The 25939-nt window shown below is 66.7% G+C and carries 23 protein-coding genes and 1 pseudogene; 8 read left to right on the top strand and 16 right to left on the bottom strand.

Features of this window, described 5'->3' with window-relative positions; translation table 11 throughout:
* Positions 1-140: 140 nt before the first annotated feature.
* Together dctA and QX128_RS27145 are read right to left on the bottom strand one after the other, a co-directional pair.
* Positions 141-1454 carry a C4-dicarboxylate transporter DctA gene (gene dctA / locus QX128_RS27140; RefSeq protein WP_316218340.1) on the bottom strand — a complete coding sequence of 438 codons (1314 nt, stop codon included), beginning with the start codon at positions 1452-1454 and terminating at the stop codon, positions 141-143.
* Positions 1455-1500: 46 nt separating this feature from the next.
* A complete protein-coding gene (locus QX128_RS27145; RefSeq protein WP_316239011.1) occupies positions 1501-2472 on the bottom strand; it encodes an amidohydrolase family protein in 972 nt (323 codons plus the stop codon).
* 561 nt (positions 2473-3033) lie between these two features.
* Between QX128_RS27145 and QX128_RS27150 the strand changes: the two genes are divergently transcribed.
* From QX128_RS27150 to QX128_RS27160, 3 genes are all read left to right on the top strand, one after another.
* Positions 3034-4266, top strand: a complete 1233-nt coding sequence (locus QX128_RS27150) for an acetyl-CoA C-acetyltransferase (protein WP_316183264.1) — start codon at positions 3034-3036, stop codon at positions 4264-4266.
* 252 nt (positions 4267-4518) lie between these two features.
* On the top strand, positions 4519-6306 hold the full coding sequence (locus QX128_RS27155) for a chloride channel protein (protein WP_316218342.1): 1788 nt from the start codon (positions 4519-4521) through the stop codon (positions 6304-6306).
* Between the two features lie 81 nt (positions 6307-6387).
* Complete coding sequence (locus QX128_RS27160; protein WP_315802467.1) at positions 6388-7716, top strand: sorbosone dehydrogenase family protein; 1329 nt, start codon at positions 6388-6390, stop codon at positions 7714-7716.
* A 43-nt stretch (positions 7717-7759) separates the two neighbouring features.
* Here QX128_RS27160 and QX128_RS27165 read toward each other — a convergent pair.
* Positions 7760-8359 (bottom strand): annotated as a pseudogene (locus QX128_RS27165) (thermonuclease family protein); the annotation flags it as partial.
* Between the two features lie 183 nt (positions 8360-8542).
* On the opposite strand from QX128_RS27165, the gene QX128_RS27170 reads away from it, so the two are divergent.
* Entirely contained in the window at positions 8543-9580 is a 1038-nt protein-coding gene (locus tag QX128_RS27170; protein ID WP_316218344.1) for a S1C family serine protease, read from the top strand.
* Positions 9581-10353: 773 nt separating this feature from the next.
* Here the strand turns inward: QX128_RS27170 and QX128_RS27175 are convergent.
* A complete protein-coding gene (locus QX128_RS27175) occupies positions 10354-10620 on the bottom strand; it encodes a hypothetical protein (protein ID WP_316183523.1) in 267 nt (88 codons plus the stop codon).
* 125 nt (positions 10621-10745) lie between these two features.
* Here QX128_RS27175 and QX128_RS27180 point away from each other — a divergent pair, with 125 nt between their 5' ends.
* Both QX128_RS27180 and QX128_RS27185 read left to right on the top strand, forming a co-directional pair.
* Positions 10746-11432 (top strand): isochorismatase family cysteine hydrolase, encoded by a 687-nt coding sequence (locus QX128_RS27180; RefSeq protein ID WP_316239012.1) that lies wholly within the window; start codon positions 10746-10748, stop codon positions 11430-11432.
* A gap of 72 nt (positions 11433-11504) precedes the next feature.
* Complete coding sequence (locus QX128_RS27185; protein WP_315802471.1) at positions 11505-13160, top strand: regulator; 1656 nt, start codon at positions 11505-11507, stop codon at positions 13158-13160.
* A 244-nt stretch (positions 13161-13404) separates the two neighbouring features.
* Here the strand turns inward: QX128_RS27185 and QX128_RS27190 are convergent, their stop codons facing one another.
* The 3 genes from QX128_RS27190 to QX128_RS27200 all read right to left on the bottom strand — a co-directional run bounded on the left by QX128_RS27190 (position 13405) and on the right by QX128_RS27200 (position 14975).
* On the bottom strand, positions 13405-13896 hold the full coding sequence (locus QX128_RS27190; protein ID WP_316183546.1) for a TlpA disulfide reductase family protein: 492 nt from the start codon (positions 13894-13896) through the stop codon (positions 13405-13407).
* Positions 13897-14008: 112 nt separating this feature from the next.
* Positions 14009-14473, bottom strand: coding sequence for a hypothetical protein (locus QX128_RS27195; RefSeq protein ID WP_316239013.1), 465 nt, complete (start codon positions 14471-14473; stop codon positions 14009-14011).
* A gap of 64 nt (positions 14474-14537) precedes the next feature.
* Entirely contained in the window at positions 14538-14975 is a 438-nt protein-coding gene (locus QX128_RS27200) for a DoxX family protein (protein WP_315802549.1), read from the bottom strand.
* A gap of 109 nt (positions 14976-15084) precedes the next feature.
* Here QX128_RS27200 and QX128_RS27205 point away from each other — a divergent pair, with 109 nt between their 5' ends.
* Positions 15085-16044, top strand: coding sequence for a LysR family transcriptional regulator (locus QX128_RS27205; RefSeq protein ID WP_315802473.1), 960 nt, complete (start codon positions 15085-15087; stop codon positions 16042-16044).
* Positions 16045-16380: 336 nt separating this feature from the next.
* On the opposite strand, the gene soxA is transcribed toward QX128_RS27205, so the two are convergent.
* The 9 genes from soxA to QX128_RS27250 all read right to left on the bottom strand — a co-directional run bounded on the left by soxA (position 16381) and on the right by QX128_RS27250 (position 24674).
* Positions 16381-17133 (bottom strand): sulfur oxidation c-type cytochrome SoxA, encoded by a 753-nt coding sequence (gene soxA, locus QX128_RS27210; protein WP_410051458.1) that lies wholly within the window; start codon positions 17131-17133, stop codon positions 16381-16383.
* Between the two features lie 23 nt (positions 17134-17156).
* Complete coding sequence (soxZ, locus tag QX128_RS27215; RefSeq protein WP_316239014.1) at positions 17157-17477, bottom strand: thiosulfate oxidation carrier complex protein SoxZ; 321 nt, start codon at positions 17475-17477, stop codon at positions 17157-17159.
* Positions 17477-17965: a SoxY-related AACIE arm protein gene (locus QX128_RS27220; protein WP_316239015.1), complete on the bottom strand. Its 489-nt coding sequence runs from the start codon at positions 17963-17965 to the stop codon at positions 17477-17479. Before QX128_RS27220 ends, soxZ begins: the two co-directional genes overlap by 1 nt.
* 6 nt (positions 17966-17971) lie before the next feature.
* On the bottom strand, positions 17972-18418 hold the full coding sequence (soxX, locus tag QX128_RS27225) for a sulfur oxidation c-type cytochrome SoxX (RefSeq protein ID WP_316239016.1): 447 nt from the start codon (positions 18416-18418) through the stop codon (positions 17972-17974).
* Positions 18402-19670 (bottom strand): FCSD flavin-binding domain-containing protein, encoded by a 1269-nt coding sequence (locus QX128_RS27230; RefSeq protein ID WP_410053185.1) that lies wholly within the window; start codon positions 19668-19670, stop codon positions 18402-18404. Before QX128_RS27230 ends, soxX begins: the two co-directional genes overlap by 17 nt.
* A gap of 61 nt (positions 19671-19731) precedes the next feature.
* On the bottom strand, positions 19732-21915 hold the full coding sequence (locus tag QX128_RS27235) for a xanthine dehydrogenase family protein molybdopterin-binding subunit (protein WP_316239018.1): 2184 nt from the start codon (positions 21913-21915) through the stop codon (positions 19732-19734).
* Positions 21916-21925: 10 nt separating this feature from the next.
* On the bottom strand, positions 21926-22375 hold the full coding sequence (locus QX128_RS27240) for a (2Fe-2S)-binding protein (protein ID WP_316239019.1): 450 nt from the start codon (positions 22373-22375) through the stop codon (positions 21926-21928).
* Between the two features lie 136 nt (positions 22376-22511).
* Positions 22512-23912, bottom strand: coding sequence for an MFS transporter (locus tag QX128_RS27245; RefSeq protein WP_316218354.1), 1401 nt, complete (start codon positions 23910-23912; stop codon positions 22512-22514).
* Between the two features lie 129 nt (positions 23913-24041).
* Positions 24042-24674: a GntR family transcriptional regulator gene (locus tag QX128_RS27250; protein WP_315802482.1), complete on the bottom strand. Its 633-nt coding sequence runs from the start codon at positions 24672-24674 to the stop codon at positions 24042-24044.
* 120 nt (positions 24675-24794) lie between these two features.
* On the opposite strand from QX128_RS27250, the gene bioB reads away from it, so the two are divergent.
* On the top strand, positions 24795-25844 hold the full coding sequence (gene bioB, locus QX128_RS27255) for a biotin synthase BioB (protein WP_316239020.1): 1050 nt from the start codon (positions 24795-24797) through the stop codon (positions 25842-25844).
* Positions 25845-25939 lie beyond the last annotated feature (95 nt).

Consider the following 25939-nt stretch of genomic DNA (forward strand, 5'->3'; position numbering starts at 1 on the left):
GGATATCGACACGTCGTCCGCTGCGCTTCATTAGCTGAGCACAGCAGCGAGACGAAAGAAGACAACTATTAATTTTAGGTCATGCGCCGTTTGATCGGCGTCAATGCGGCGAGACTCGCTTCACGTCTGCTTCAATGATTTCAATTTGCATCAGATGCCGTCATGACGCCATCGAGCACCTCGCGCAGGCGCGTCGCGTCCAAGCCATTCTCCCACCTCGCGATGACGATGGTGGCGACCGCGTTACCTATCAGGTTCGTCGGCGTCAGCCCCTGCGACATCAGCCGGTGAATGCCGAGCACCAAGGCGACACTGGCGACCGGAATCGTTCCGGTCGCGGCCAGCGTTGCGGCCAGCACGACGAAAGCGGCGCCGGCGATGCCGGCTGCGCCCTTCGATGTCACCAGCAGGATCAGCAGCAGCCCGATCTGGTGACTGACGTCGAGATGCGTGTTGGTCGCCTGCGCCAGGAACACCGCGGCGGTGGCGAGGTAGAGGCAGGTGCCGTCGAGATTGAACGAATAGCCGGTGGGGATGACGAGACCGACGATGCTGCGTTCGCAGCCGGCGGCTTCGAGCTTCGCCAGCATGCGCGGCAGCACGGTCTCCGATGACGTGGTGGCGATGCAGACCAGCACCTCGTCCCTGAGGTAGCGGATCAGCTTCCACAGGCTGAAGCCGGTGAAGGCGGCGATCGGTCCGAGCACGGCGGCGATGAAGATCAGGCAGGTCAGGTAGAAGCTGCCGAGCAGCAGGCCGAGCTTGGCGAGCGAGCCGATGCCGAACTTGCCGACGGTGAAGGCGATTGCCCCGAAGGCGCCGAGCGGCGCTGCCCACATCACGATCCGGACGACGCCGAAGATCATCTGCCCGGCGACCTCGATCACGTCCGTCACCGGCTTGGCGCGATCGCCGAGCCAGATCAGCGCAAAGCCTGACATCACCGAGATGAACAGCACCTGCAGGATATTGCCCTCGGCAAAGGCGCCAACGAAGGTCTGCGGGATGATGTTGAGCAGGAACGGCACGAAGCCGACCGCAGCGGTCTGCTTGACATAGGGCTCGATCGTTGCGGAGTTGATCGTTGCCGGGTCGACGTTCATGCCGACGCCGGGTTGAAACAGGTTCACCGCGGTCAAGCCGATGATCAGCGCCAGCGTCGTGATGGCCTCGAAATAGATCAGCGCCTTGATCGCGACGCGGCCGACCTTGGCCATGTCGGCCATGTGGGCGATGCCGTTGACCACCGTGCAGAAGATGATCGGCGCGATCAGCATCCGGATCGCCTTGATGAAGGCGTCGCCGAGCGGCTGCATCTGGGCGCCGAGATCCGGCTTGATGGCACCGAGCAGGATGCCCGCTGCCATCGCGATCATGACCTGGACCCAAAGCTCCTTCCACCAGCCTCGGCGGGCGCCTGGCTTGCTGTCGGCGGTGAGGGTCGTGGCGGTCATGATCGGTCCTGTCGCTGAAAGGTTCGAAGTCGCAGCTGGCGGTGACTCAGCTCTTGGGCTCGAACTTGAACAGCCGTTCGGGATTGCTGACAAGCAGCTTTCGCTGCATGGCCGGATCCGGGGCGTAGAGTGGGATCAGATCGACCAGATCACCGTCATTGGGCATGATCTTGACGTTCGGATGCGGCCAGTCGGTGCCCCAGATGACGCGATCCGGCGCGTTGTCGATCAGCTTGCGGGCGAACGGGACCGCGTCGTGGAATGGCGGCCCGGAGGCCGAAGCGCGTTCGGGACCGCTGATCTTGATCCAGCACTTGTCGTCGCTCGCCTGCAGGTCGAGCAGCGCCTTGAACCCCGCATCGTCGATCCCCCTGGCGGCGCTGATCGTGCCCATGTGGTCGATCACATAGGTGACCGGCAGCGCCTTCAGGATCGGCACGAATTCCTGGATCGTTCCGGCCTCGAGATAAATGTCGACGTGCCAGCCGATCGCCGCGACGCGGTCCACCAGGGTGCGGAAGACGTTCATGTCGCCGACGCCGCCGAGGCGGCGGAGGAAGGCGAACCGGCAGGCGCAGATGCCGGCCTTCCCAAGCGCCGCGAGGTCGGCATCGGACATCGCCGCATTGATGTTGGCGACGCCCTTGTAGTTGCCGTTGCTCTGCGCGATCGCATCGGTCACGACCCGATTGTCGGTGCCGTGGACGGTGGCGTTGACGATGACGGCGCGCTCGACGCCGATCTTGGCGTGCAGCGCCCGGAACATCTCCAGCGATGCGTCGGGCGGCGTGTAGGGGCGGGTGGGCGAGAATGGATAGGTCGCGGCCGGTCCGAAGATGTGGGTGTGGGTATCGACGCTGCCCGGTGGCGCCCTGAAGCTCGGGGTCTTCGTCGCCGGATCCGGGCCGGCGATGCTGGGGATCTTGGCCTCTTCGGCGGAGAGCTGCGCGGGGACCGCGCTGAGCACGCTTGCCGCTCCCAGTCCGGCCATGGTGGCCAGCAGATCTCGTCTCAACATCAGGGCGTCCTCCTCGGAATGGCCGGTCGCAGGCAGGCTCCGCCTGCCAGGCGCGGGCATCGTTCGTGTTTGCTATCGTCACCCTACGATGGCGAGGTCAGGCGACCTCGCAACGTGGCGTCGTGATCATGGCCTGCTCCGAATCCGGAGCCGGCGGATCGCGGTGATCCCAGTTGATCGAGGATCCTGCGGCCGCTGCAGCATGACAAGAAGCATTGGGTGAACGGACAGTTCGCTTGCTTGGACAATGCTCTGCAGTCCAACTGCCAACGTTGCCGAGACCCTCCGTTCGAGCTGCGTTGCAGCGCGGCTGGGCGAGATCGGCTGCTCTTCAACCAGTCTGCGAGAAGGCCGCGTGAGCGCGCAGATCCGCGGAATTGTTCGTGCGACGGAAAGGTGAGTTGCATCAACGCCATGGCGTGCGTTTTGGTCATGCGCCGGCAGCTTCAAGCGCCGTTGTGAAGACCGCATGCGCAATGCTATGCGACAACAAAGAGAGCGTGCGGCCGCCGAGACGCTGCGCGCTGTCAGCGCACAGCAACATCGGGCAAAGGAAACACCATGGTCGACGCGCTCATCATCGATGCCTGCAGGACGCCGCGCGGTATCGGCAAGGCCGGCAAGGGCGCGCTCGCCGGGCTGCATCCGCAGCATCTCGGCGCCACCGTGCTGCGTGCGCTGGCCGAGCGCACCGGCATCGACACCGGCGATGTCGACGACATCATCTGGGGCTGCTCGTCGCAGCGCGGCCCGCAGAGCGGCGACCTCGGCCGCATGTCGGCGCTCGATGCCGGCTACGACATCCGCGCCTCCGGCGTCACGCTCGACCGCTTCTGCGGCTCCGGCATCACCAGCGTCAACATCGCCGCCGCCTCGATCATGGCAGGGCAGGAGGATCTCGTCGTCGCCGGCGGCTGCGAGATGATGTCGATGGAGGGCCGGCGCGGCGAGGGGCCGCTGATGATGGATGCCGGCAATCTGCATCTGCGCGCGCTGCACCCGCAGTCGCACCAGGGCGTCTGTGCCGACGCCATCGCCACCATGGAAGGCATCACCCGCGCCGATGTCGACGCGCTCGGGCTGGAGAGCCAGAAGCGCGCGGCGGCGGCGATCGCTGCCGGCCACTTCAAGAAGAGCCTGGTGCCGGTACGTCGCGAGGACGGCAGCCTCGCGCTCGACCACGAAGAATATCCCAGGCCGCAGACCACGGCGGAGGCGCTCGCCGGGCTGAAGCCGGCGTTTCCGGCGATCGCCGACTACGCGCTTGACGAGAAGGGCACGACCTATCGCAACCTGATCCTGCAGCGCTATCCCGACCTCGAGATCGACTTCGTCCATCACGCCGGCAACTCCTCGGGCGTGGTCGACGGTGCGGCAGCGATCCTGCTGGCGTCGCCGTCCTACGCCAAGGCTCATGGCCTGAAGCCGCGGGCACGCGTCGTGGCGATGGCCAACATGGGCGACGACCCGACCCTGATGCTGAACGCCCCGGTGCCGGCGACGCGCAAGGTGCTGGCCAAGGCCGGGCTCAAGCTTGATGACATCGACCTGTTCGAGATCAACGAGGCGTTCGCCGTCGTCGCCGAGAAGTACATCCGCGACCTCAAGCTCGATCGCGCCAAGGTCAATGTGAACGGCGGCTCGATCGCGCTCGGACATCCGATCGGCGCCACCGGCTCCATCCTGATCGGGACGCTGCTCGACGAACTCGAGCGGCGCGATCTCAAGCGCGGCCTGGTCACGATGTGCGCGGCCGGTGGCATGGCACCCGCGATCATCATCGAGCGGGTCTGAACGGTCGATCTCCTCGATTTGAGTTGCACGCGCCCGTTGCGGAGTCTCCCGTGGCGGGCGCCGTCGTTTTAAACTTGGGCTGCTTGTGACCTCAGCGGTGCCGCGCGGAGGCGTAGGATCGCGCGGGCGGCGGCGGTTCCACTTTCCGGACCGGTCAACCACGTTTCGACTGGACAGGAATTCGCGCTTGTTCCGCTAGTTGCGACAGGTTATTGCCACGGCGAGGCCTCATCGTAGAAGAAATGGCTCTCCGTGCTGTCGACGCTGTCGCATATCATCGATCGCAAGGCTTCGAACCGGGTGGTCACGCGGCTGCGGGCCCTGCTGCGCAGCAACGAGTTCTACCTGATACCGCTGGCGCTGGTGATCGGCGTCGCGACGGGTGCGATCGTGACGGTGATGAGCCTGATCGCGCAGGTCGCGCATGTGGTCATCTATGGCATTCCGATCGATGTCCGGCTCAGCGCTCATACCTGGGTCAACCCGGCGGTCGCGCTGATCGCACCCGCCTGCGGCGGCCTCGCGCTCGGGATCATGGAATGGCTGCGGCGGCGCTGGAAGATCGCGGCCGCGGTCGACCCCGTCGAGGCCAATGCGCTGCGCGGCGGACGGCTGTCGATGCGGGACAGCATCGTGGTGAGCGGCCAGACCCTGGTCTCCAACGGCTCCGGCGCGTCGGTCGGGCTTGAGGCCGGCTACACCCAGATCGGCGCCGGCGTCGCCTCGCTGCTCGGGCAGTATCTCACACTCCGCCGCAACGATCTGCGCCTCATCCTCGGCTGCGGTGCGGCGGCAGCCATTGCGGCCGCCTTCGGCGCGCCGATCACCGGCGCGTTCTATGCCTGTGAGCTGATCGTCGGCGTCTACTCCGTGGGCAGCGCGGCGCCGATTCTGGCGGCGTCGCTGGCAGGTGCGCTGACCTCGCAATATCTCGCCGGCGCGCCGTATTCGCTGGAGATCGCCAAGGTCGGCGCGGTCGGCTTCGAGCAATACATCGCGCTGTTCGTGCTGGCGCTCCTCGTCGCCGGCATCGGCATCGTGGTGATGCGCGCCTCGCCGGCGGTCGAGCGGCTGTTCGTCCGCATCCCGGTCTGGCTGCGCCCGGTGATCGGCGGGGTCTGTGTCGGCGCCATGGCGATCGTGACGCCGCAGGTGCTGGCGGCTGGCCACGGCGCGATGCTGCTCGATCTGCATCGCGAGATGGCGGTCGGCATGATCGCCACCATCATCGTGCTCAAGCTCGCCGCCTGCCTGATCTCGCTGGCCTCGGGCTTCCGCGGCGGTCTGTTCTTCGCCTCGCTGTTCGTCGGCAGCCTGCTCGGCAAGCTGTTTGCGGGACTGCTCGCGCTGGCCGGCCTCGGGCTCGCGATCGACCCGCTGGTGGCGATGCTCACCGGCATGGCGACGCTCGGTGTCGCCATCGTCGGCGGGCCGCTGACGATGTCGTTCCTGGTGCTGGAAATGACCCGCAGCGTCGACGTCACGGCCGTCGTGCTGGGCGCCTGCATCGTGACGTCGGTGTGCGTCCGCGTCCTGTTCGGCCACTCGTTCTCGACCTGGCGACTGCATCTGCGCGGCGAGACCATCCGCAGCGCCAATGACGTCGGTTGGCTGCGCAACCTCACGGTCGAGCGGCTGATGCGCTCCGACGTCGCCAAGGTGCCGACCACGACCAGCATCGCGGCCTGTCGGCGCGAGTTCGCGCTGGGCACGCGCCAGGCGGTGGTGGTGGTGAACAACAGCGACGATTATTGCGGGCTGGTCTCCTTGCCCGATTTGTTCTCGGGCGAACTGGACTCCATTGCCGACGAGATCCAGGTGGTCGAGCTCGCTAAATATTTCGAGGTCGCGCTGTTGCCCGAAATGAACGTCAAGACGGCGATGAAGATCTTCGACGATTCCGGCGCGGAAGAGCTGGCGGTGCTGGAATCGGAGAACAGCCGCAAGGTGATCGGCTTCCTGACCGAGTCCTTCGCGCGCCGACGTTATGTCGAGGAGATCGACCAGGCAACGCGCGGTGTGCTCGGGGCGCTGTCGTGAGCGCGTCCCATCGCCGCGACACGTGATCGCCGGTCCTCGACCGGGGTAGACCGCCGGCCGTTCGAGACGCGCGAGGACTGCATGACGAGACTGATGAGCACGGCTGTCGTGGCGACCTTGAGCGCGCTGGCGGCGACCGCCGCCGCAGCCGAACCTGCTGTGCTGAAAGGCAAGGACGCGTTCGGCAGCTGGCAGGGTGATGCACCGGGCACGATCAGGCTGATCCGCCCTGAAGACCTGCCCAAGCCGGGGGCGACGGCGTCCGCCGCGAACGTGTCCCGCGTGGTGCAACGACCGGCCTCCGCCGTGCCGAAGGTCGTCGACGGTTTCAAGGTCGCGCTGTTCGCCGAGGGGCTGAACGGGCCGCGCATCCTCCGCACCGCGCCGAATGGCGACATCTTCGTCGCCGAGACCCGGGCCGGGCGCGTCCGCGTGCTGCGCCCGAGCGAGGACGGCAGCAAGGTCGCCTCCAGCGAGATCTTTGCCGACCGTCTCGGCCATCCCTTCGGCATCGCGTTCTATCCGAGCCGCGATCCGCAATGGGTCTATGTCGCAAGCACCGAGCGCGTCATGCGCTTTCCCTATCGGGCTGGCGACATGAAGGCGTCGGCCGCGGCCCAGACGATCGCCGATCTGCCGGCCGGCTACGGCCATTCGACGCGCGATATCGTCTTCACCAGGGACGACAAGCGCATGCTGGTGTCGGTCGGCTCCGCCGGCAATGTCGGCGAAGCGCTGGGAGAGCCAGCCGGCGGAATCAGTGCCTGGATCAAGGCGCATCCGCTCGGCGCGGGCTGGGGCGGAGAGACCGACCGTGCCGGCGTGCTGGCATTCGATCCCGACGGCCAGAACCGCAGCCTGTTCGCCACCGGCATCCGCAACTGCGTCGGCCTCGCCATCCAGCCGGCAACCGGAGCGCCGTGGTGCTCCACCAACGAGCGCGACGGGCTCGGCGACGATCTGGTGCCGGATTATGTCACGCGGGTGAAGGAGGGCGGCTTCTATGGCTGGCCCTGGTACTACATCGGCGACAACCCCGACCCGCGCCATGCCGGCGAGCGCCCCGACCTGAAGGGCAGGATCACCGTGCCCGACGTGCTGCTGCAGCCGCATTCGGCCTCGCTCGGTCTGACGTTCTACGACGGAAATCTGTTTCCGCCGGAGTATCGCGGCGATGCCTTCGCCGCCGAGCACGGCTCGTGGAACCGGTCGAAGCGCACCGGCTACAAGGTGATCCGGATCAGGCTCAAGGACGGCGCGCCCACCGGCGAATACGAGGATTTCGTCACCGGATTCGTCGTCAACGATCGCGAGGTCTGGGGGCGGCCGGTCGGCGTCACCGTGGCGCGCGACGGCAGCCTGCTCATCTCCGAAGACGGCAACGGCACGATCTGGCGCGTCAGCCGCTGATGGACCAGCTGATGCGGCATTGAGAAGCACGAGCGGGCCGTCCTCACTTCTTCGGTGCGCGGCAGTTGAACGCACGGCGGAAGCCGGCGGCGCGTGCGTCGTCCTCCGAGCAGAACCAGCGGTCGGGCTCGGTGGTCGCGGGATAGCTCGGGCAGCCCTGCAGATGGTAGATGCCGATGTTGCCGGTCACGCGGGCGCGCACCGCGAACTTGCCCTTGATGCTGCAGCCCGGCGGCGCGCTCGGCGCGTCCGGGAACAGCACCGCACGGATCTCGCGGTCGCGGTCGGCGCGGCAGGCGGCGCCGAGCAGGGCGCCGTCCTTCTTGTCGGCGCGGAACTCTGAGGGCGCGACGAAGCATCCCTTCCACAGCCCGCGCACCGCCTCCTTGGCCGCGGCGACATCGTCCTTGGCGCGATACTTGATCGCCGGATCCGCGCTCATGGCGTAGCCCGCGCGCGCGACCTGTTGGTTGAGGCTGACCTTGTCGCCGTCGATGGTGCAGAGGCCGATCCTGCGGGTCTTGAGCGGCTTGTCGGGACCGAGATCGTCGCAGCGCACCGAGCGCCCGCCGATCAGCTTGCCGAGCTGCTCGCGCGCCTCGACGCCGCAGCTCCAGGAATCGGCGTGATCGTCGATGCAGAGCACCATGAGGGTTTGAGATATTGCCGCGCAGCCGGTCCTCGTCCTGAGGAGCCTGCCGGAGGCGGGCGTCTCGAACGACGGCCGCAAGTGCGGATCAGCTCGCCCGCCTTGCGAACGGGACAGACCGCCACCTTGCGCCGGGGCAGGCTGCTACCCATCTGAGCGGCCGAAGGAAATCTTGCCATGTTGGACTTTACCTCCGATCTCGCCGGCGACGCGCTGTCGCCGGCGCAAGCGTCGTCTGCTGCCCCGGCCGATGACCGGGCGCTGCTCGACGCCTATTCCAATGCCGTCATCGACGTCACCGAGCGCGTCGGCCCTGCGGTCGTGCGTGTCGAGACTGGCCCCAAAGCCGGCTCCCGCGCCGAGCGCGGCGGCCTCGGCTCGGGCATCGTGATCTCGCCCGACGGGCTGGTGCTGACCAACAGCCATGTGGTCGGCTCGTCGAAGGCCATCCGGCTGCGCGACGTCGAGGGCGTCGTCACCGATGCGCAGGTGCTGGGCGTCGATCCCGACACCGATCTCGCTTTGCTGCGCGCCAATCACGCGCGCGACCTGCGCTACGCCGCGCTCGGCAACTCCAAGAGCCTGCGGCGCGGCCAGCTCGTGGTCGCGATCGGCAACCCGCTCGGCTTCGAATCGACCGTGACGGCCGGCGTGGTGTCGGCGCTGGGGCGCTCGATTCGCTCGGTCTCGGGCCGGATGATCGAGGACGTCATCCAGACCGATGCGGCGCTCAACCCCGGCAATTCCGGCGGGGCGCTGGTGTCCTCGGCCGCGGAGGTGATCGGCATCAACACCGCCATCATCCAGGGGGCGCAAGGCATCTGCTTTGCGGTCGCGAGCAACACCGCGCAGTTCGTGCTGTCGGAAATCATCCGCCACGGCTATGTCCGCCGCGCCTATATCGGCGTCTCCGGGCAGACCGCGCCGGTGCCGCGGCGTCACGCGCTGCTCGCCGGCGTCGAGAACAAGATGGGCGCGCTCTTGATGCAGATCGAGCCGGATGGCCCGGCGGCGCGTGCCGGCCTGCTGCCGGGCGATGTCGTGATCAGCCTCGACGGCGCCGACATCAACGGCGTCGACGACCTGATCCGCGTGCTCGACCGCGATCGCATCGGCCGCACCGTCGCGATGGATGTGCTGCGGCTGGGAAGGCTGCGCGGCATCGACATCCACCCGGTGGAGCGCAAGCCTGCGGCGCGGCAGGCGGCTGGATAAGCTTGCTACATGAGCGCATAGTGCTGGCGACGATTGGCTCGACAAGTCGAGCTGTGTGATATAGTGCCCTCTCCCCTTGTGGGAGAGGGCATGTATAGCCTCTCCGCATACTCGTTTGGGTGAGGGGTATCTCTCCGCGATTGGCGTTTTTGGAGAGATACCCCTCACCCGACCGTCCTTGTCACACTGTCGTACATGCCCTCTCCCACAAGGGGAGAGGGCGCAGTCATCAGCATGTCGCATCTTCTCCGTCGTCAAGCGGCGCTATTGAATCCAGCTGTTGCACGGCAGAGGTGTCTCCGTTCATCTAATTCACAGTCTCAAACAGCACGGGACACGACATCTCAGCCTCGCGGCGCGTCGCGCCCGAGTTCTACCTTCAATTCGCCCCTCGCAAATCATGCAGAGGGCGCAGGGAATGCCGGGTGAAGGCCTCACCCATGGCCCGCCTGCGAAAAAAATGCAGGCGGCAGGTACCACAGGCAAAGCCGAACACTCCGGCATTCCCTGCGCGACGGTCTTCACGCTTATACGCAGTCTCCCTGGTGCGCCGGGCTTGTTGGCCACCATGCCGCGACAATGCTTGCGCATTGCGCGGGTGACACCAGCGTCGGGGTGTCAGGACGCTGCGACTTCACGTCCGCAAGCCATCGTTCGTCCGCGCCCTCGAAAGAGGACGCTGCGATCTCTCGCGGCCATCGCTTCCCCGCCTCGCGTGTCGTGACGATCGCGCGCTACGCCCCTCTGCGATGAGGCGGGATGCGCATAGACAATCATGATTTCCGAAAAATAGCAAGAAGATTATTTTTATCGGAAGGTGATGTGACGTTCTCCCGCCGTCGTCCCGGGCTTGACCCGACATTTGTCGGTTTGGCGCGATCGGTGGTCATGCTGCGCACAGGCGGGACGAGGTGAAGCTCAATCTCCTTCCTTGGCGCAAGGCGATGCAGCATGGCGATCATTGCATGCAATGATCGCTCATGAAATGGGCTGAGTTCGCGCCGAACGAGCCTGCCCAGCAACCGGGCAATGTCGGCCATCTTCTCAACCCCTTGAATTAGTTCGTGCTTCGCCAGGGCCGTCGCGCCTCGCCGCATTGTACACAATGGCACACCGCTTGCTTCATCAGTTGCGAGACATTCTCGCGGGGAGGCAGGCGGCTGACATGGCGAACTCATCTGCAGCGGCAACTGCGACGATCATCGCCGAGCCGGAGCCGATCACGCTCCATCTGTCCAAGACCGCGCTGGTCATCATCGACATGCAGCGCGACTTCATGGAGCCGGGCGGGTTCGGCGAGACACTGGGCAATGACGTGTCGCAGCTTGCCCGCGCGGTCGAGCCGATCGCGAATGTGCTGGCGGCGGCACGCGAGGCCGGCATGCTGGTCATTCACACCCGTGAGGGCCACGAGCCGGATTTGTCGGATGCGCCGCCGGCCAAGGTCGAGCGCGGCGCGCCGTCGCTTCGCATCGGCGATCCCGGTCCGATGGGGCGCATCCTCATCCGCGGCGAGGCCGGGCACGACATCATTCCCGCGCTCTATCCCGTCGATGGCGAGGTCGTGATCGACAAGCCGGGGAAGGGTGCCTTCTACGCGACCGAGTTGGGCGAGGTGCTGAAGCTCCATGGCATCGCCAATCTGCTGGTGTGCGGCGTCACCACCGAGGTCTGCGTCAACACCACCGTACGCGAGGCCAATGACCGCGGCTATCGCTGCGTCGTCATCTCCGATGGCTGCGCGTCCTACTTCCCGGAATTCCACGAGATGGGGCTGAAGATGATCAAGGCCCAGGGCGGCATCTTCGGCTGGGTCGCGGACTCGGCCGCGGTGCTGAAGGCCATGATCTGAGAGACGAGCTGAAAGATCTGAGACGGATGAGTTTGATCATGTAGTCGCTGCAGGCAACAGGGGAGCAAGGCGATGAGCGGAAGCGGGACGGCAAGCTCGACAAGTGCGGATTTCAAACCGGTGCTCTGGACACAAGGGGACTGGAACGCGTTCTTCGGTTTCGGCACCAACATCCTCGTCAACATGCTCGTCCTCACCGGGCTGTTGCGCTTCGTGCTGAAGATGCCGGACAGCCTGGTGTTCGGCCGCATCCTGCCGGCGCTCGGCCTGATGATGTGCCTGTCGACCTTGTACTACGCGTTCCTCGCCTATCGGCTGGCGCAGAAGACCGGACGCAGCGACGTCTGCGCGCTGCCCTCGGGCGTCAGCGTCCCGCACATGTTCATCGTGACCTTCGTGATCATGCTGCCGGTCACCTTGAAGACCGGCGATCCCCTGAAGGGCTGGTCGGCCGGCCTCGTCTGGGTGTTCTTCCAGAGCTTCATCCTGATGATCGGCGGTTTCGTCGCGCCCTATATCCGCAAGATCACGCCGAGGGCGGCGCTGCTCGGCACGCTCGCCGGCGTCTCGGTCACCTTCATCTCGATGCGGCCGGCGCTCGAGATGTACATGACGCCGCAGATCGGGCTGGTGTGCTTCGCGATCATCCTGGTCAGCTGGTTCGGCGGCGTGAAATATCCGAAAGGCCTGCCGGCCGGTCTCGTGGCGATCGCGGTCGGCATGGTCATCGCCTGGGGCTCCAACCTGTTCGGCCTCGGCCTCGGCGGGCTCAGCGTGAAGGGCGTCGGCGATGCCTTCGCCAACTTTGGCTTCTCGGTGCCGCTGCCGGCGTTCGGCACGGTGTTCTCCGGCTTCGAATATCTCGGCGTGATCCTGGTGACCGCGATCCCGTTCGGCATCTACGACCTCGTCGAGGCCATGGACAATGTCGAGAGCGCGGAAGCCGCGGGCGACGAGTATCCGACGACGCGCGTGCTGACCGCCGACGGCGTCGTCAGCCTGATCGGCTGCATGATGGGCAATCCCTTCATCAACGCCGTCTACATCGGCCATCCCGGCTGGAAGGCGATGGGCGGCCGCATCGGCTACTCCGCGGCGACCGGGCTGATGGTGATCGTGCTGTCCTGGCTCGGCATCATCTCGGTGCTGCTGGCGCTGGTGCCGGTGGTCGCGATCTCGCCGATCCTGCTCTACATCGGCATGCTGATCGGCGCGCAGGCGTTCCAGACGACGCCGGTCAAGCACGCGCCGGCGATCGTGCTCGCGTTCACGCCGCATCTCGCCGCCTGGGCCAAGCTGCAGATCGACACCATGCTGGCCTCGACGGTGACGGCGGCGCAGGCTGTCGGCGGGCTCGCTGCCGACAAGGTGGACGCGGTGAAGACCGCCGCGATCGCCGCGCTGCCGCAGCAGGGCGTGCTGTATCACGGCCTGGAAGTGATGGGTGGCGGCTCGATCCTCGCCGGCCTCGTGCTGGGCGCCATCGGTGTGTTCGTCATCGAGCGCGACTTCACCAAGGCGGCGGCGTTCGCGCTCGCCGGTGCGGTCATGACCTATTTCGGCTTCATGCACGGTGAGGCTGTCGGCATCGGCGGCGGCTTCGGTGTGACGCCGGCGGTGGCGCTGGCCTATGTCGTGGTCGCGGGCGGGCTGTTCTGGCTGGGACGGCTCGGCATGTCCGAGAGCTACGTGCCGCATGCCGACATGCAAGCGGCGCCGGCGGAGTAGGCCGACTGCGGCACGAAAGCCAAGTTGGTTCAGACGGTCATTCCGGGGCAATCGTCAACTCGACGTCGCGAAGCGGCGGCGGGTTGGCGATTGAACCCGGAATCTCGAGCTTGTTGAAAGCCGACGCAAGACAACATCGAGATTCCGGGTTCACGGCCTGTCGGCCTTGCCCCGGGATGACGTTGTGGTGAGGCAAATGCCTGCACCGTCTCACCAGTCCGGCCGCCGGATCTGTCTTCGACCGTCACGTGGCCGGCTGATCGAGATAGTAGCGCAGCAGCGCCTCACCGGGCTCGGACAGCCACTCTGCCGCACCGGTCACATCGCCTTCGATCAAGCCGCTCATCCCGATCAGATAGGTGATCGGCATCGCCGGCGTGGCGAAGACGGAGGCGTCGGCATTGGCTGGATTGGTCGCCTGCGCATGCGGGTCGGCGAAGGACAGACGGGGCATCGCGACCGTTTCCGCGTATCGGCGGATGGTCTTGATGTCGCGGCGGTCGGTGCAGATGGTCCAGACGTCGAGCGCCGGCATCCGGACGCGGTCCAGTGCGGCGAGCGTCGGCAGGTCGGTCTTGCAGGCCGCGCACCACGTCGCCCACAGGTTCACCAGCGTGACATGGCCTGGCTTCGGCGCGAGCGTCACGTCCTTGCCGCTCAAGTCCTGCAGCTTCAACGGCGGCAGCGGATTGCGCGGCCGCTCGACGATGAACTGGCTGCGGCCGCTGCGGAACAGCGGCGGCCTCGGATCATCAGCCGCGGCGCGGACGCGCGGCGAGGATACAAGGAGGGCGGTGGCGGCTCCCAGCAGCGCTGTGCGGCGCGTGAGGGCGCTGAAGGAAACAGTCTCAGCCATGGATGTAGGCCCAGCCCTTGCGCTGCAACTCGACGACGCGGCCGATGCCGAATGGCACGAGCTTCGCGCCCTCGATCAGCTCGATTATCAGATTCTCCTTGCTCTCGGCGATCGCCTTCGACGAGGCGCACATGCTGAAGCCGATATGCGGATACATCTGGCGCAGTGCGGCGATCGGCTCCTTCAACGGAGATTTGTCGGCGCGGAAGACATCGATGCCGCTGCCGTTGGCGACGACCTCGATGATGGGCGTCTGTCCGAGGCTGGCGAAATGCCGCGTGAGATTCCCCGAATAGCTGATGGCGTGGCCCATCACGTGCGGATCATTGCGATCGATCAGGATGACGATGCCGGCGCGATGCTGGGCGACGGCCGGCACGGCGGGGGTTGGAGTGCCGAGGGCCGTCGCGCCAGCGACGAAGCCGCGACGGGAGAGATCTTGAACGGGTTCGCTCATCGCTGCTTTCTCGTCGCAAGGGAAACCGTCGGCCGTGGCGATTCCAAGGCCGGTGGTTGCCGGGTCAGTTGCGCGGCCGGATCGGCGCCTTGTTGTTGCGGCCCCACAGCACGAACAGCGACAAGGCGAGCAGCAGGATATTGAGCGGGGTGACGGCGGCCTCGCCGCGGGAAAGATGAAAGGCGAGGGCGAACACCTGGAGCGTGGCGCAGCCGAGCGCGGCGAGGACGGTCAGGCGCGGCATGATGCGGGTTAGCGACGGCAGGATGATGCCGAGCGCGCCGGCGAGATCGACCAGCCCGATCGCGCGCACGAAAACCTCGGAATACTCACCTGCCCACGGCATCATCGCCGCAAGCTGCGGGATCGGCGTGAACAGCTTGGTCAGGCCGGCTCCGCCAAAGGCCACGAAGATCAGGGCCTGTGCGGTCCACAGGCCGATGCGCAGCGCGAGCGAGGGCCGAAGCGGGGTGAGATCGGTGGTCGATGCAGTGGTGGACACGATGGAAGTCTCCAAACGAGTGGGGGCTGGTCGGCGCAGGTTGATGATTTCTTCTGGATTGATCATTATGCCTCCCGTTGAGAAATCATTTCTTGCTGGTTGATGATCAATGGACTCCCTCGTCAGCATCCGGGTGTTCTGCCAGGTCGCCGAGCTCAAGAGCTTCGCTGCGGCGGCCGAGCGGCTGAGCCTGTCACCCGCCATGGTCTCCAAGCACGTCATGGAGCTGGAGCGGCGGCTGTCGACCCGGCTGCTCAACCGCACCAGCCGCCGCGTCGGGCTGACCGAAGCCGGTGTGGTCTATTTCGAGCAGGTGCGTCAGCTGCTGGAGCAGCTCGACGACGTCGAGGCTGATGTCAGCGAGGCCACCGTGCTGCCGCGCGGCACGTTGAAGCTCAGCGCCTCCGTGTGGTTTGCGAATTCGCTGTTCGCCGACGTGCTCGCCGCCTATCGCTCGCGCTATCCGGAGGTCGTGCTCGATGTCGACCTCAGCGGCCGGCTCGTCAATCTCATCGACGAGGGTTTCGATCTCGCGCTCCGCACCTCGGCCTCGCCCGGTGACGGACTGATCGCCCGTCCGCTACCCTCGATCCTGATGCAGTTCGTCGCTGCGCCACGCTATCTCGCCGCGGCGGGCCGGCCGACGGCGCTGGCCGATCTCAATGGCCATGCGTTCCTGAGATATGCGCTGATCCCCACGCGCGCGATGACGCTGCCTGGTCCCGACGGCGAGGTCATGCCGGCTTTCAAGGACGTGCTGATCAGCGGCAACGAAACGCTGCTTCACCATGCCGCCGTCGCTGGCATGGGCATTGCCGTGTTGCCGCGCTGGCTGATCATGGATGATCTCGCGACAGGCCGGCTCGAGACGGTGCTGCCGGAGGCGTTGACGCTCAAGGCGCCGCTGATGGCGGTCTATCCGAGCCGCAAATATCTCTCGGCCAAGGTCCGCACCTTCATCGACTTCATCGCCGCCGATCCACGCCTGAAGCAGGTCTCGGAAGGGCCGCCGCCTGCGATCGATACGATCAGGGCGCGCGGGCGGAAGCGGCGGAAGACAGGGGCGTGATGCGCGTGGCGGCCTTGGCAGCTCGCGATCTGATCTGGGGTGTGTGTGCTCATCGCTGGCTATCAATTTCTACAAGTTCGACTCGATGTATAGCAGCATGATGTTGTTGAGCTCTCGCGGCAGTGAAGGTGCACCTCGCCCCGCCAGGGCGAAGCGAAGCTTCGCTAGGGCGGGGAGAGGTCGGATTGCATCGAAGATGCAATCCGGGTGACGGGGACAGGTCTCTCCACGAACGCTTCCCGTGCGTCTGCTCACCCCAACCCTCTCAGCGCGAGCAAAGCTCGTTGCGGCCCCGTGACGAATGGGAAGAGGGAGCGCACCGATGGTGCCCCACGTTCACGGTCGCACGGCCGGCGCGTCCATCGTCATGCCGCGTGCCCGCGACATCAGATAGAGCTCGAGTGCGATCATGTCCGGCGCGTCGAAGTCGAAGGCTTGCGCGCGCACGCCGGTCATGCAGCCGCGGAGGCGGCGCTGCAGCGAGCCCATGCCCTGCCATTCCAGGCGATAGATCGGATAGCCGGTCGGCTGTCCCTGTGTGATCGATGAGCCCGCGAGATGCCTGTCCCAATTATCGTCGTGGCAGTTGGCGCAGGCGAGATTGAGCTGGCCCTGGCGCTGAAAGAACAAGTCGCGGCCGCGTGCGATCGAGGACGCCAGCCGCGGGTCGTTACCGGCGGTGATCGGCATCCCGCGCGATTGCTTCGCGATCAGCGCCGTCAGCGCCAGCAGCTCGCGGCTCTCTGCTGCGAACGGCGCGGCCTCCTGATGCTGCCTGCGGCAGAGATTGACGCGCTGGCCGAGATCGACCGGCACACCGCTCGCGGCATTGAAGGCGGGATAGCGCGCAGCGACGCCCTTCATGCTGACATCGACCGCGCCGTGACAATCGCCGCACGCCTTGTTGGCCGTGCCTGCCTTCGTCGTCCACAGCGCCTCGCCGTCGAGCACCGACAGCATCGCTGGATTGGCGGTGTCGTCGTCCTGCATCGCCTTGGTGTCCGACGACATGAAGTCATAGCCGGAGCGGCGCGCGGACTCTGCAATCTCGCCGGCCAGCACGGGCAAGGTCAGGGCGATCATCGTCATGACAGTGAGAAGCGCCGGCCGCATCAGTCGACCGTGATCGTCGCCGCGGCGGTAGCGACGAAGCCGTTGTCGCCGATCCACTCGAAGGCGAAGCGGCCGCTCTCGGTCGCCGTGGTGAAGAACGACAGGAACGGATTGGCGGCGATGGCCGGATAGAGGTCGGCGCGGAAGATCTCGGCGCCATTGAACCTGCAGGTGAAGCTGGTGATGATGTCGCGCGGGATGGCCTCGCCTGCGGCCGTATGGCGATAGCCCGGCTCCATGACGTGGCTCATCAGCGTCTTGATCTCGATGATGGCGCCGCGCCTGGCCTTGGCGGGAACGTTGACGAGGGCGGCAGGCATCACGGCATCTCCTCGGTGCAGGCGGCCAAGGTCACGATGACGTCGACGCTCGCCGACCAGAACGAGTCGTCGGAGAGCTTTGCGATCGCCACGACCTTCTGGGTGTCGGCGAGCCGGATGCGCGTCGTGACCTGGGCGCGGCCGGCGCTCGCCGTCAGGTGGAAACTGGCGACGTTGGGCTGCGGGTTCTTCTCGTTGAAGACGTGGATGCTCTTGACGAAATTGTCAGGCGTCATCGGGTGATCGACGCTGACCGTCATGGGCACGGTGTTGCCGTTCTCCACCAGCGGCGGGATGTCGAGCCGGACCTTGCCGACCGTCACCTTGGCCTCGCCGACGAGGTTGCGGATGGCGGACGCCAGCATCGCCGGCGTCGCCTGCGCCGGCCGGACCGTGATCAGCGGCAGCGCGCTGGCCGCGGTGAGCGTTCCCGCCAGTTGCAGCAAATGGCGGCGCGAGATGTGGGATCGTTCGAACATGCCGGTCATATGGGCTCACTCGCGCAAGGTCGCGAGATAGGCGACGATGTCTTCGATCTGCTCCGCCGACAGGATCGGCTTGTCGCGCCAGGCGGAACCGACACGGGTCAGTCCGTCAATGCGATAGTAGGACGGCATGATCGTTGCCGGATTGAGCCTGGAGGCATCGACCAGCCGCAAGCGGAGCTGCGGGATCGTCGAACGGCTGCCGGCGCCGGCAAGGCTGGGCGCGAGATCGCCCTGGAAGCGCGCTTCCGGGAACGGGCCGGAATGGCAGAGGATGCAGGTCGAGCTGCGTGCGAGAACGAGCGCACGGCCGCGCGCGGCGTCGCCGGGCTGGCCGGTGAGCGATTGCGCGATGCCGTCGCCGCTGATCGGATACGGCGCGAGCTGCTGCGCGGCGGCGGTCGCGGGCAGGGCGATGATGAGGATCGCGATGAACCGGCTAGCCGAACGCATCATGGGTCAGCGCCTTGAACCAAGCCATTGTCGCCTCTGCCTCAGCCGCGCGCGTGGCCTGGGGGGCGTCGATCGGGCTTGTCTTGCCACCTTCCACTTCGGCGAACAGATCCGCCTTGGGTTGATACACGCCTGCCAGCGAGAACGCGTAGTTCGGCGCCACCAGGCTGTAGCAGATGCCGGTGAGCGGCGGCGTATCGGACTGCCGTCCGGTCAGGTCGCGCGCGATCACCGCCGCGCACGTCTGGCCCTGCGCCCGCGCCGCGCCGGCCGATTTCGGGATGCCGCCGCCGAGACAGGCGTCGCCGATGACATGGACGTCGGGGGCGAGCTTCGAGGCGAAGGTCGCGGCATCGATCGGGCACCAACCGGTGCGGTCGGCCGCACCGGCAAGCGCGGCAATGCGGCCCGCCTTCTGCGGCGGGATGATGTTGGTCACATCGGGATTGTAGTTGCCGAACTCGGTGACCACGGTGCGCGTGGCGATCTCGACGCCGGTGACGCGGCCGCCCTGCGACAGCGGAATGCGCTCGATCATGCCGGGGTAGAGCTGCTGCCACGCCTGCTCGAACAGCTTCTGCTGCGAGAAGCTGTCCTTGGCATCGAGGATCAGCACCTTCGACTTCGGCTTGTGCGCCTTGAGATAATGCGCGATCAGGCTGGCGCGCTCGTAAGGCGCCGGCGGGCAGCGCGACGGATTAGCGGGGACGGCGATCGCGACCGTGCCGCCATCCGGCATCGTCTCGACCTGCGTCCGCAGCAGCAGCGTCTGTTCGCCGGCCTTGTAGGCATGCGGCATGACCGTCGAGGCAGCCTCGTCGTAGCCTTGCAGGGCCGTGAAATCGAGATCGATGCCGGGTGCCAGCACCAGGCGGTCATAGGCCAGCGTGGCGCCGTCGGCGAGCGCCACCTTGTGTGCAGCCGCATCGATGGCGGTGGCCGCCTGTAGCACGACGCGCACGCCTTCGGCGGCGACCTTGTCGTAGCCGAACTGCTGCGCTGTGATATCGCGCAGGCCGGCAATGACCTCGTTGCTCAGGGGGCACGAGGTGAATGTCTTGTTGGTCTCCACAAGCGTGACGTCAAGCTTCGCGTCGGCCTGGCGCAGGGCGCGGGCGCAGCTCGCGCCACCAAAACCGCCGCCGATGATGATCACGCGCGCCGTCGTCTGCGCGCGCAGCACCGCCGGCGCGGCGAGCAGGGCTGCGCCCGCCGCGATCAGGCCGCCGACCTCTCTGCGGGTGCGCTGGCTCACTCTCATCCATTCAGAATAGCATGTCGGCGGCCATTGTTCCCAACGGCTGCCGCCACACAGATCATGCGAAGGTGATGTTCTGGTCGCGCAGCGGCACCGAGCGGATGCGCTTTCCGGTGGCGGCGAAATACGCATTCAGCACCGCCGGCGCGGCGACGCCGATGGTCGGCTCGCCGACGCCGCCCCAGAAGCCGCCGCTCGGGATCATGATCGCGTCCACCTTCGGCATCTCGGCGATGCGCATCGAGTTGTAGCTGTCGAAATTGGTCTCGACGATGCGCCCGTCCTTCACGGTGCAGCCGCCGTAGAACAGCGCCGACAGGCCGTAGACGAACGAGCCGGCGATCTGCCGCTCCACCTGCGCCGGGTTGACGACATAGCCGGGATCGGTCGAGGCGACGATGCGGTGGATCTTGATCTTGCTGCCGTCGATCACCGAGATCTCGGCGGCGCCCGCGACGTAGCTACCATAGCCGTGCAGCTGAGCGAGGCCACGGTACACGCCGTCCGGCGCCGGGGTGCCCCAGCCGATCTTCTCCGCGACCGCGTTCAGCACCGCGAGATGCTTGGGATGGTCGGCCATCAGCTTCCGGCGGAACTCCAGCGGGTCCTGGCCGGCCGCATCGGCGAGCTCGTCCATGAAGCATTCGAGATAGATCGCGTTCTGGTTCACGTTGACGCCGCGCCAGAAGCCCGGATTGATGTGCGGGTTGCGCATCGAATGCTCGATCAGCAGGTTCGGCACGGAGTAGCCGATCGTCGCCTCGCCCGATGGCGCCAGCCCCTGGAAGGTCGCGGGATCCTTGCCGTTGACCAGCGCGTCGGGCCGCAGGCTGAACAGGATCGACTGGCCGGAGATGCGCATGTGCAGCGCCGTCAGATTGTTGTCGGCGTCGAAGCCGCCGGTCAGCTTGCACTGCGTGATCGGGTGATAGCGGCCATGCGTCATGTCCTCCTCGCGCGACCACAACAGCTTGATCGGCGTGCCCGGCATCTCCTTGGCGATCTTCACCGCCTGGCGGACATAGTCGGTCTGGCCGCGCCGGCCGAAGCCGCCGCCGAGGATCAGCTTGTGCACCTCGCATTTGTCGGCGGGCAGCCCTGAGGCTTCCAGCACTGCGGCGAACGCCGCCTCGCCGTTCTGCGTGCCGCACCACACCTCGCATCGCTCGGGCGTGTAGAGCGCGGTGGCGTTCATCGGCTCCATGGTGGCGTGGTTCTGATAGGGATAGTTGTAGGTAGCCTCGACCTTCTTCACCGCGCTTGCCAGCGCCGCCTTGGCGTCACCGTTCTCGTTGCCGACGAAGGCGGGGCCGGACTCCAATCCTTCCGCGAGCCATTTGGCGATCGAGGCCGAGGAGACCTTGGCGTTCTCGCCTTCGTCCCACACGATCGGCAGCGCATCGAGCGCGGTCTTGGCGTGCCACCAGGTGTCGGCGACCACGGCCACGGCGGTGCCGTCGATCGCGACCACCTTCTTGACGCCCTTCATGCCGGCGATCTTGGCCTCGTCATAGCTCTTCAGCTTGCCGCCGGTGACCGGACAGCCCTTGATCGCGGCGTTGAGCATGTTCGGCAGCTTCATGTCGGCGCCGTAGATCATCGCGCCGGTGACCTTGTCGGCGGTGTCAAGCCGTCTCACGCCCTTGCCGATCAGGGTCCAGTCCTTGGGATCCTTCAGCTTCACGTCGGCTGGCGGCGTCAGCTTCGCGGCGGCCTCGGCCACCTTGCCGTAGGTCGTGGTCCGGCCCGAGGCCTTGTGGGTGATGACGCTATTCGCAGCCGTGCATTCGGCCACCGGCACCTTCCACTCGTCGGCGGCGGCCTGGATCAGCATCATCCGCGCGGCGGCGCCGCCCTTGCGGACGTAGTCCTGCGACGCGCGGATGCCGCGGCTGCCGCCGGTGGAGAAATCGCCCCACACCCGCTTGCGCGCGACGTTCTGGCCCGGCGTCGGATATTCGGTCGTGACCTTGCTCCAGTCGCAAGCCAATTCCTCGGCGACGAGCTGGGCCAGACCGGTCAGCGAGCCCTGGCCCATCTCCGAGCGGGCGATGCGGATCACCACGGTGTCGTCGGGGCGGATCACGACCCAGGCGTTGACCTCGGGCGAGCCATCCGCGGCGCGCACGATCTGCGGCCCGCCGAAGGGAAGGTCGAGGCCGAGGGCGAGGCCGCCGCCGAGCGCGGCGGTGCCGATGACGAAGGACCGGCGGTCGAGGCGCGGCGTCACATGCTGGTTCATGCCGTCCTCCTCAGGCGTTGGCGGCGGCGTGGATCGCCTCGCGCACCTGCGCGAAGGTTCCACAACGGCAGATGTTGGTGACGGCGTCGTTGATGTCCTGATCGCTCGGCTTCGGATTGTCCTTGAGCAGCGCCGCGACGGCCATGATCATGCCGCTCTGGCAGTAGCCGCATTGCGGAACGTCGTTCTCCACCCAGGCCTGCTGCACCTTGTGCAGCCCGTTGTCGCTCGCGAGCCCCTCGATGGTGGTGATCTGCTTGCCCAGGGCCTCGGAGACGGTGACGCCACAGGAGCGCACGGCCGCGCCGTCGAGATGCACGGTGCAGGCGCCGCATTGTGCAATGCCGCAGCCATATTTGGTGCCGGTCAGTCCGGCGTTCTCGCGGATCGCCCACAGCAGCGGCCAGTCGGGCTCGACGTCCAGGGTATAGGATTGTCCGTTGATCGTGAGGTTTGCCATCGCAGATCCCTTTCGTTCAACGCGCCAGTTGAACAGAGGGCGGCACTGTGGCGCGAACGTTTGCATCCTTCAAATCAAGAATATGCGTTTGCCGCGCGCAGGATTTGTGATGGGCCCGGCTTGTAGTTGCGTCGGCTCATGGGCCGCGCGGCGGAGCGACGGCAAGCCGCAGGAAGCTCATCACGCTGCCGAGCGCGGCGAAACCGGCGCCGAGGGCCAAGGCAAGGGTGGCTCCTTGGTGCCCCGCAAGGCTGAAGCACAAGGCGGCGAGCGCCGCGCCGGTGGTCTGGCCGGTCAACCGGGCCGTGGCGACGATGCCGCTGGCGCCGCCGCTGCGGTGCGGCGGGGCGCTTGACATGATGGCCTTCATATTCGGCGCCTGGAAGAAGCCGAACCCGATGCCGCAGATCAGCATGCGCCAGACGATGTTCGCGATGCTCGGGTTCTCCGGCAACATGGCGAGCAGCGCCATGCCGGAGCCGAGCATCACCAGGCCGATGCCGCCGAGCAGGCCGGCGGGAAAACGGTCCGACAGCCGGCCGGCGATCGGCGCCATGATCGTGACTGCGAGCGGCCAGGGCGTCATGAAGAACCCGGTCTCGACCTGCGAGCGCTGGAGAATGTCCTCGAAATAGAACGGCAGCGACACGAAGCCGAGGCCCTGCACCGAGAACGAGCACACCGCGGTCGCGGCCGACAGCGCGAACACGCCGCGGCGGAACAGGTCGATCGGCAGCATCGGCGCCGGGTGGTCGGCCTGGCGGCGGGCCAGGATGACGCCGAGCACGAGCGCTGCGACCAGTTCGGCTACCACCATGGCCGGCGTCGCGCCGTGCGCGGCGCTGCCGATGCCGGTGATGAACAGGCCGAGGCAGAGCGCAGCGAGGGCGGCGCCGAGAAAGTCGAAGCCGTGCTCGGCGCGCGGCGTCCGTGGCAGCATCCTCATGCCGATCGCGATCGCGATCAGGCCGAACGGCAGGTTGATCGCAAACAGCCACGGCCAGGAGCCGAGCGAGAGAATGGCGGACGCGATCGTCGGGCCGAAGGTGAAGGAAATGCCGACCACCAGCGCATTGTGGCCGAGGCCGCGTCCCAGCATCTTGCCGGGATAGACGTAGCGCACCAGCGCGGTGTTGACGCTCATGATGCCGCTGGCGCCGAGGCCCTGCAGCGCGCGGGCGATCACCAGCGTCGGCAGCGACCACGCCAGCGCGCAGCCGACCGAGGCCAGCGTGAACAGCAGGAGGCCGCCGAGATAGATGCGCTGATGGCCGACGATCTCGCCGAGCGCGCCGAGCGGCAGCAAAGTCGCGACCAAGGCGATCTGATAGATGTTGACCACCCAGACCACCTCGGCCGGGGAGACGTGGAGATCGGCCGAGATCGACGGCAGCGCGATGTTGGCGATGGCGACGTCGAGCGAGGCCATCGACAGCGCCGTGAAGATCGCGGCGATGGCCCAGGGCCGCTTGCCGGGCGGCAGGCCATCGGTGGTGCCGTCGCCGGCGAGCTTCGAAGCGTGGTGGCGGTCGGACATGAGACCTTTGGAGACCTTCGGTTCGCGGGGCGCGTCCGGATCAGCATGTACACGGGAGCAGGCGAGCGCCCCAGCCGTCGCGGGCGCATGGCGGTATGCGCCCGGTCGCAAGGAACGGGTCGAAGCTGGCTACACGCCCGGCCTTGCCAGCCGTTCGATCGTCTGGTTGTGCCGCGTCAGGAGCTCGCAGGCGTGGCCGATCTGGCGGGCGCGCAGGGCCTGCAGGATCAGCCGGTGATCCTGGTTGGTGCGCGGACGCCAGCCGGCATTGCGGGCCATCGCCAGCACCAGCCGTGAATTCGCCAGGCGCAATCCGTCGAGGCTCGCCAGCAGCCGCGGCATCGCGCAGGGCGCGACCAGCGCGCGGTGGAAGGCGCGGTTCGCGGTCTCGAATTCCTGGATGGTCTCGGCATTGTCGGCCTCGATCAGCGCGAGCTCGATCGCGGCGAGATGCGTCGGCGTGTAGCGCGGCGCGGCATTGCGCAGCGCGATCACCTCGAGCGCGACGCGCATCTCGACGATCTCCCTGGTCGACTTCGCATCGAGCGGCGCCACCCGCACGCCGCGCCGCGGTGCCGCGACCACGAGATACAGCGCCTCGAGCTGCCGAAATGCCTCGCGCACCGGCACGTGGCTGGATTTGAACTCGCGCGCGACGTGGTCCTGCCGCAGCGGCGCATCCGGGGGGAGCGCGCCACTGACGATCCGTTCGGTGATGGCCTCGGCGATGCGGTGGGCCGTGGTGAGATTCTCGTCCTGCATGGCGATAGATTATCTATCGAAAAAACCGATGCGAGGAAAGCCGCTGTGCCCTACGGTGCTTTAATACGGATTTTCATAGATAATATCTTTGAAAATCTATAATCCGCGTGAGGTGTCGAAATGCCCGTTCCAAGCAGCTTGTCCGATCGCCCCGACAACGACGCTGCCGTCCGTCACGACTGGACCCGGGACGACGCCGAGGCGCTCTACGGCCTGCCATTTCCGGATCTGATGTTCCTGGCGCAGTCGGCGCATCGCCGGCAGTTCGATCCCACCCGCGTGGAGACCGCGAGCCTGCTCAGCATCAAGACCGGCGGCTGCCCGGAGGATTGCGGCTACTGCTCGCAGAGCGCGCATTACGACACCGGTCTCAAGGCGACGAAGCTGATGGATCGCGATGCGGTGGTCGCCACCGCACGGCGCGCGAAGGCAGCGGGAGCCGAGCGCTTCTGCATGGCCGCCGCCTGGCGCAGTCCCAAGGACCGCGACCTCGATCAGGTCTGCGACATGGTCAGCGCGGTGAAGGATCTAGGCATGGAGACCTGCGTGACTCTGGGCATGCTGACGCCGCCGCAGGCGCAGCGGCTGAGAGAGGCCGGGCTCGACTTCTACAACCACAATGTCGACACCTCGCCCGAGTTCTACGACCGCATCATCACCACGCGCACGCTGCAGGACCGCATCGATACGCTCGCGCATGTGCGCGAGGCCGGCATCAAGGTGTGCTGCGGCGGCATCATCGGCATGGGCGAGGAGATCGACGACCGGCTCGGCATGCTGGTGCTGCTCGCCAACCTCGCCGAGCATCCCGACAGCGTGCCGATCAACATGTGGAACGAGGTGAGGGGCGTGCCGGTCCACGAGACGGCCACGCGGCCCGATCCGATTGCGCTGGTGCGATTGATCGCGGTCGCGCGCATCCTGATGCCCCGGAGCGTGGTGCGGCTGTCGGCGGGCCGGCAGTACATGAGCGACGAGCTGCAGAGCCTGTGCCTGCTCGCCGGCGCCAATTCGATCTTCATCGGCGACGTGCTGCTGACCACGGCCAACCCCCAGGCGCAGCGCGACGCCGATCTGCTCGCGCGGCTCGGCATGACCTCGTCGCTGTCGGCGCGTCCGGTCGCACCGGCCGCCGCCAGCGAAAGCGCAGACGCATCGTCCCCGGCCTGATTCGAACCTCATCGCGAGTTCGGCGCGACCGCGCCCACGGAACTGCCTGGTCGTGCCGGTCCACGCCCGCGGCTGACCGAAACAGAGCGGAGCCA

It is taken from the genome of Bradyrhizobium sp. SZCCHNR1015, from assembly GCF_032489875.1.
Lineage (GTDB): Bacteria > Pseudomonadota > Alphaproteobacteria > Rhizobiales > Xanthobacteraceae > Bradyrhizobium.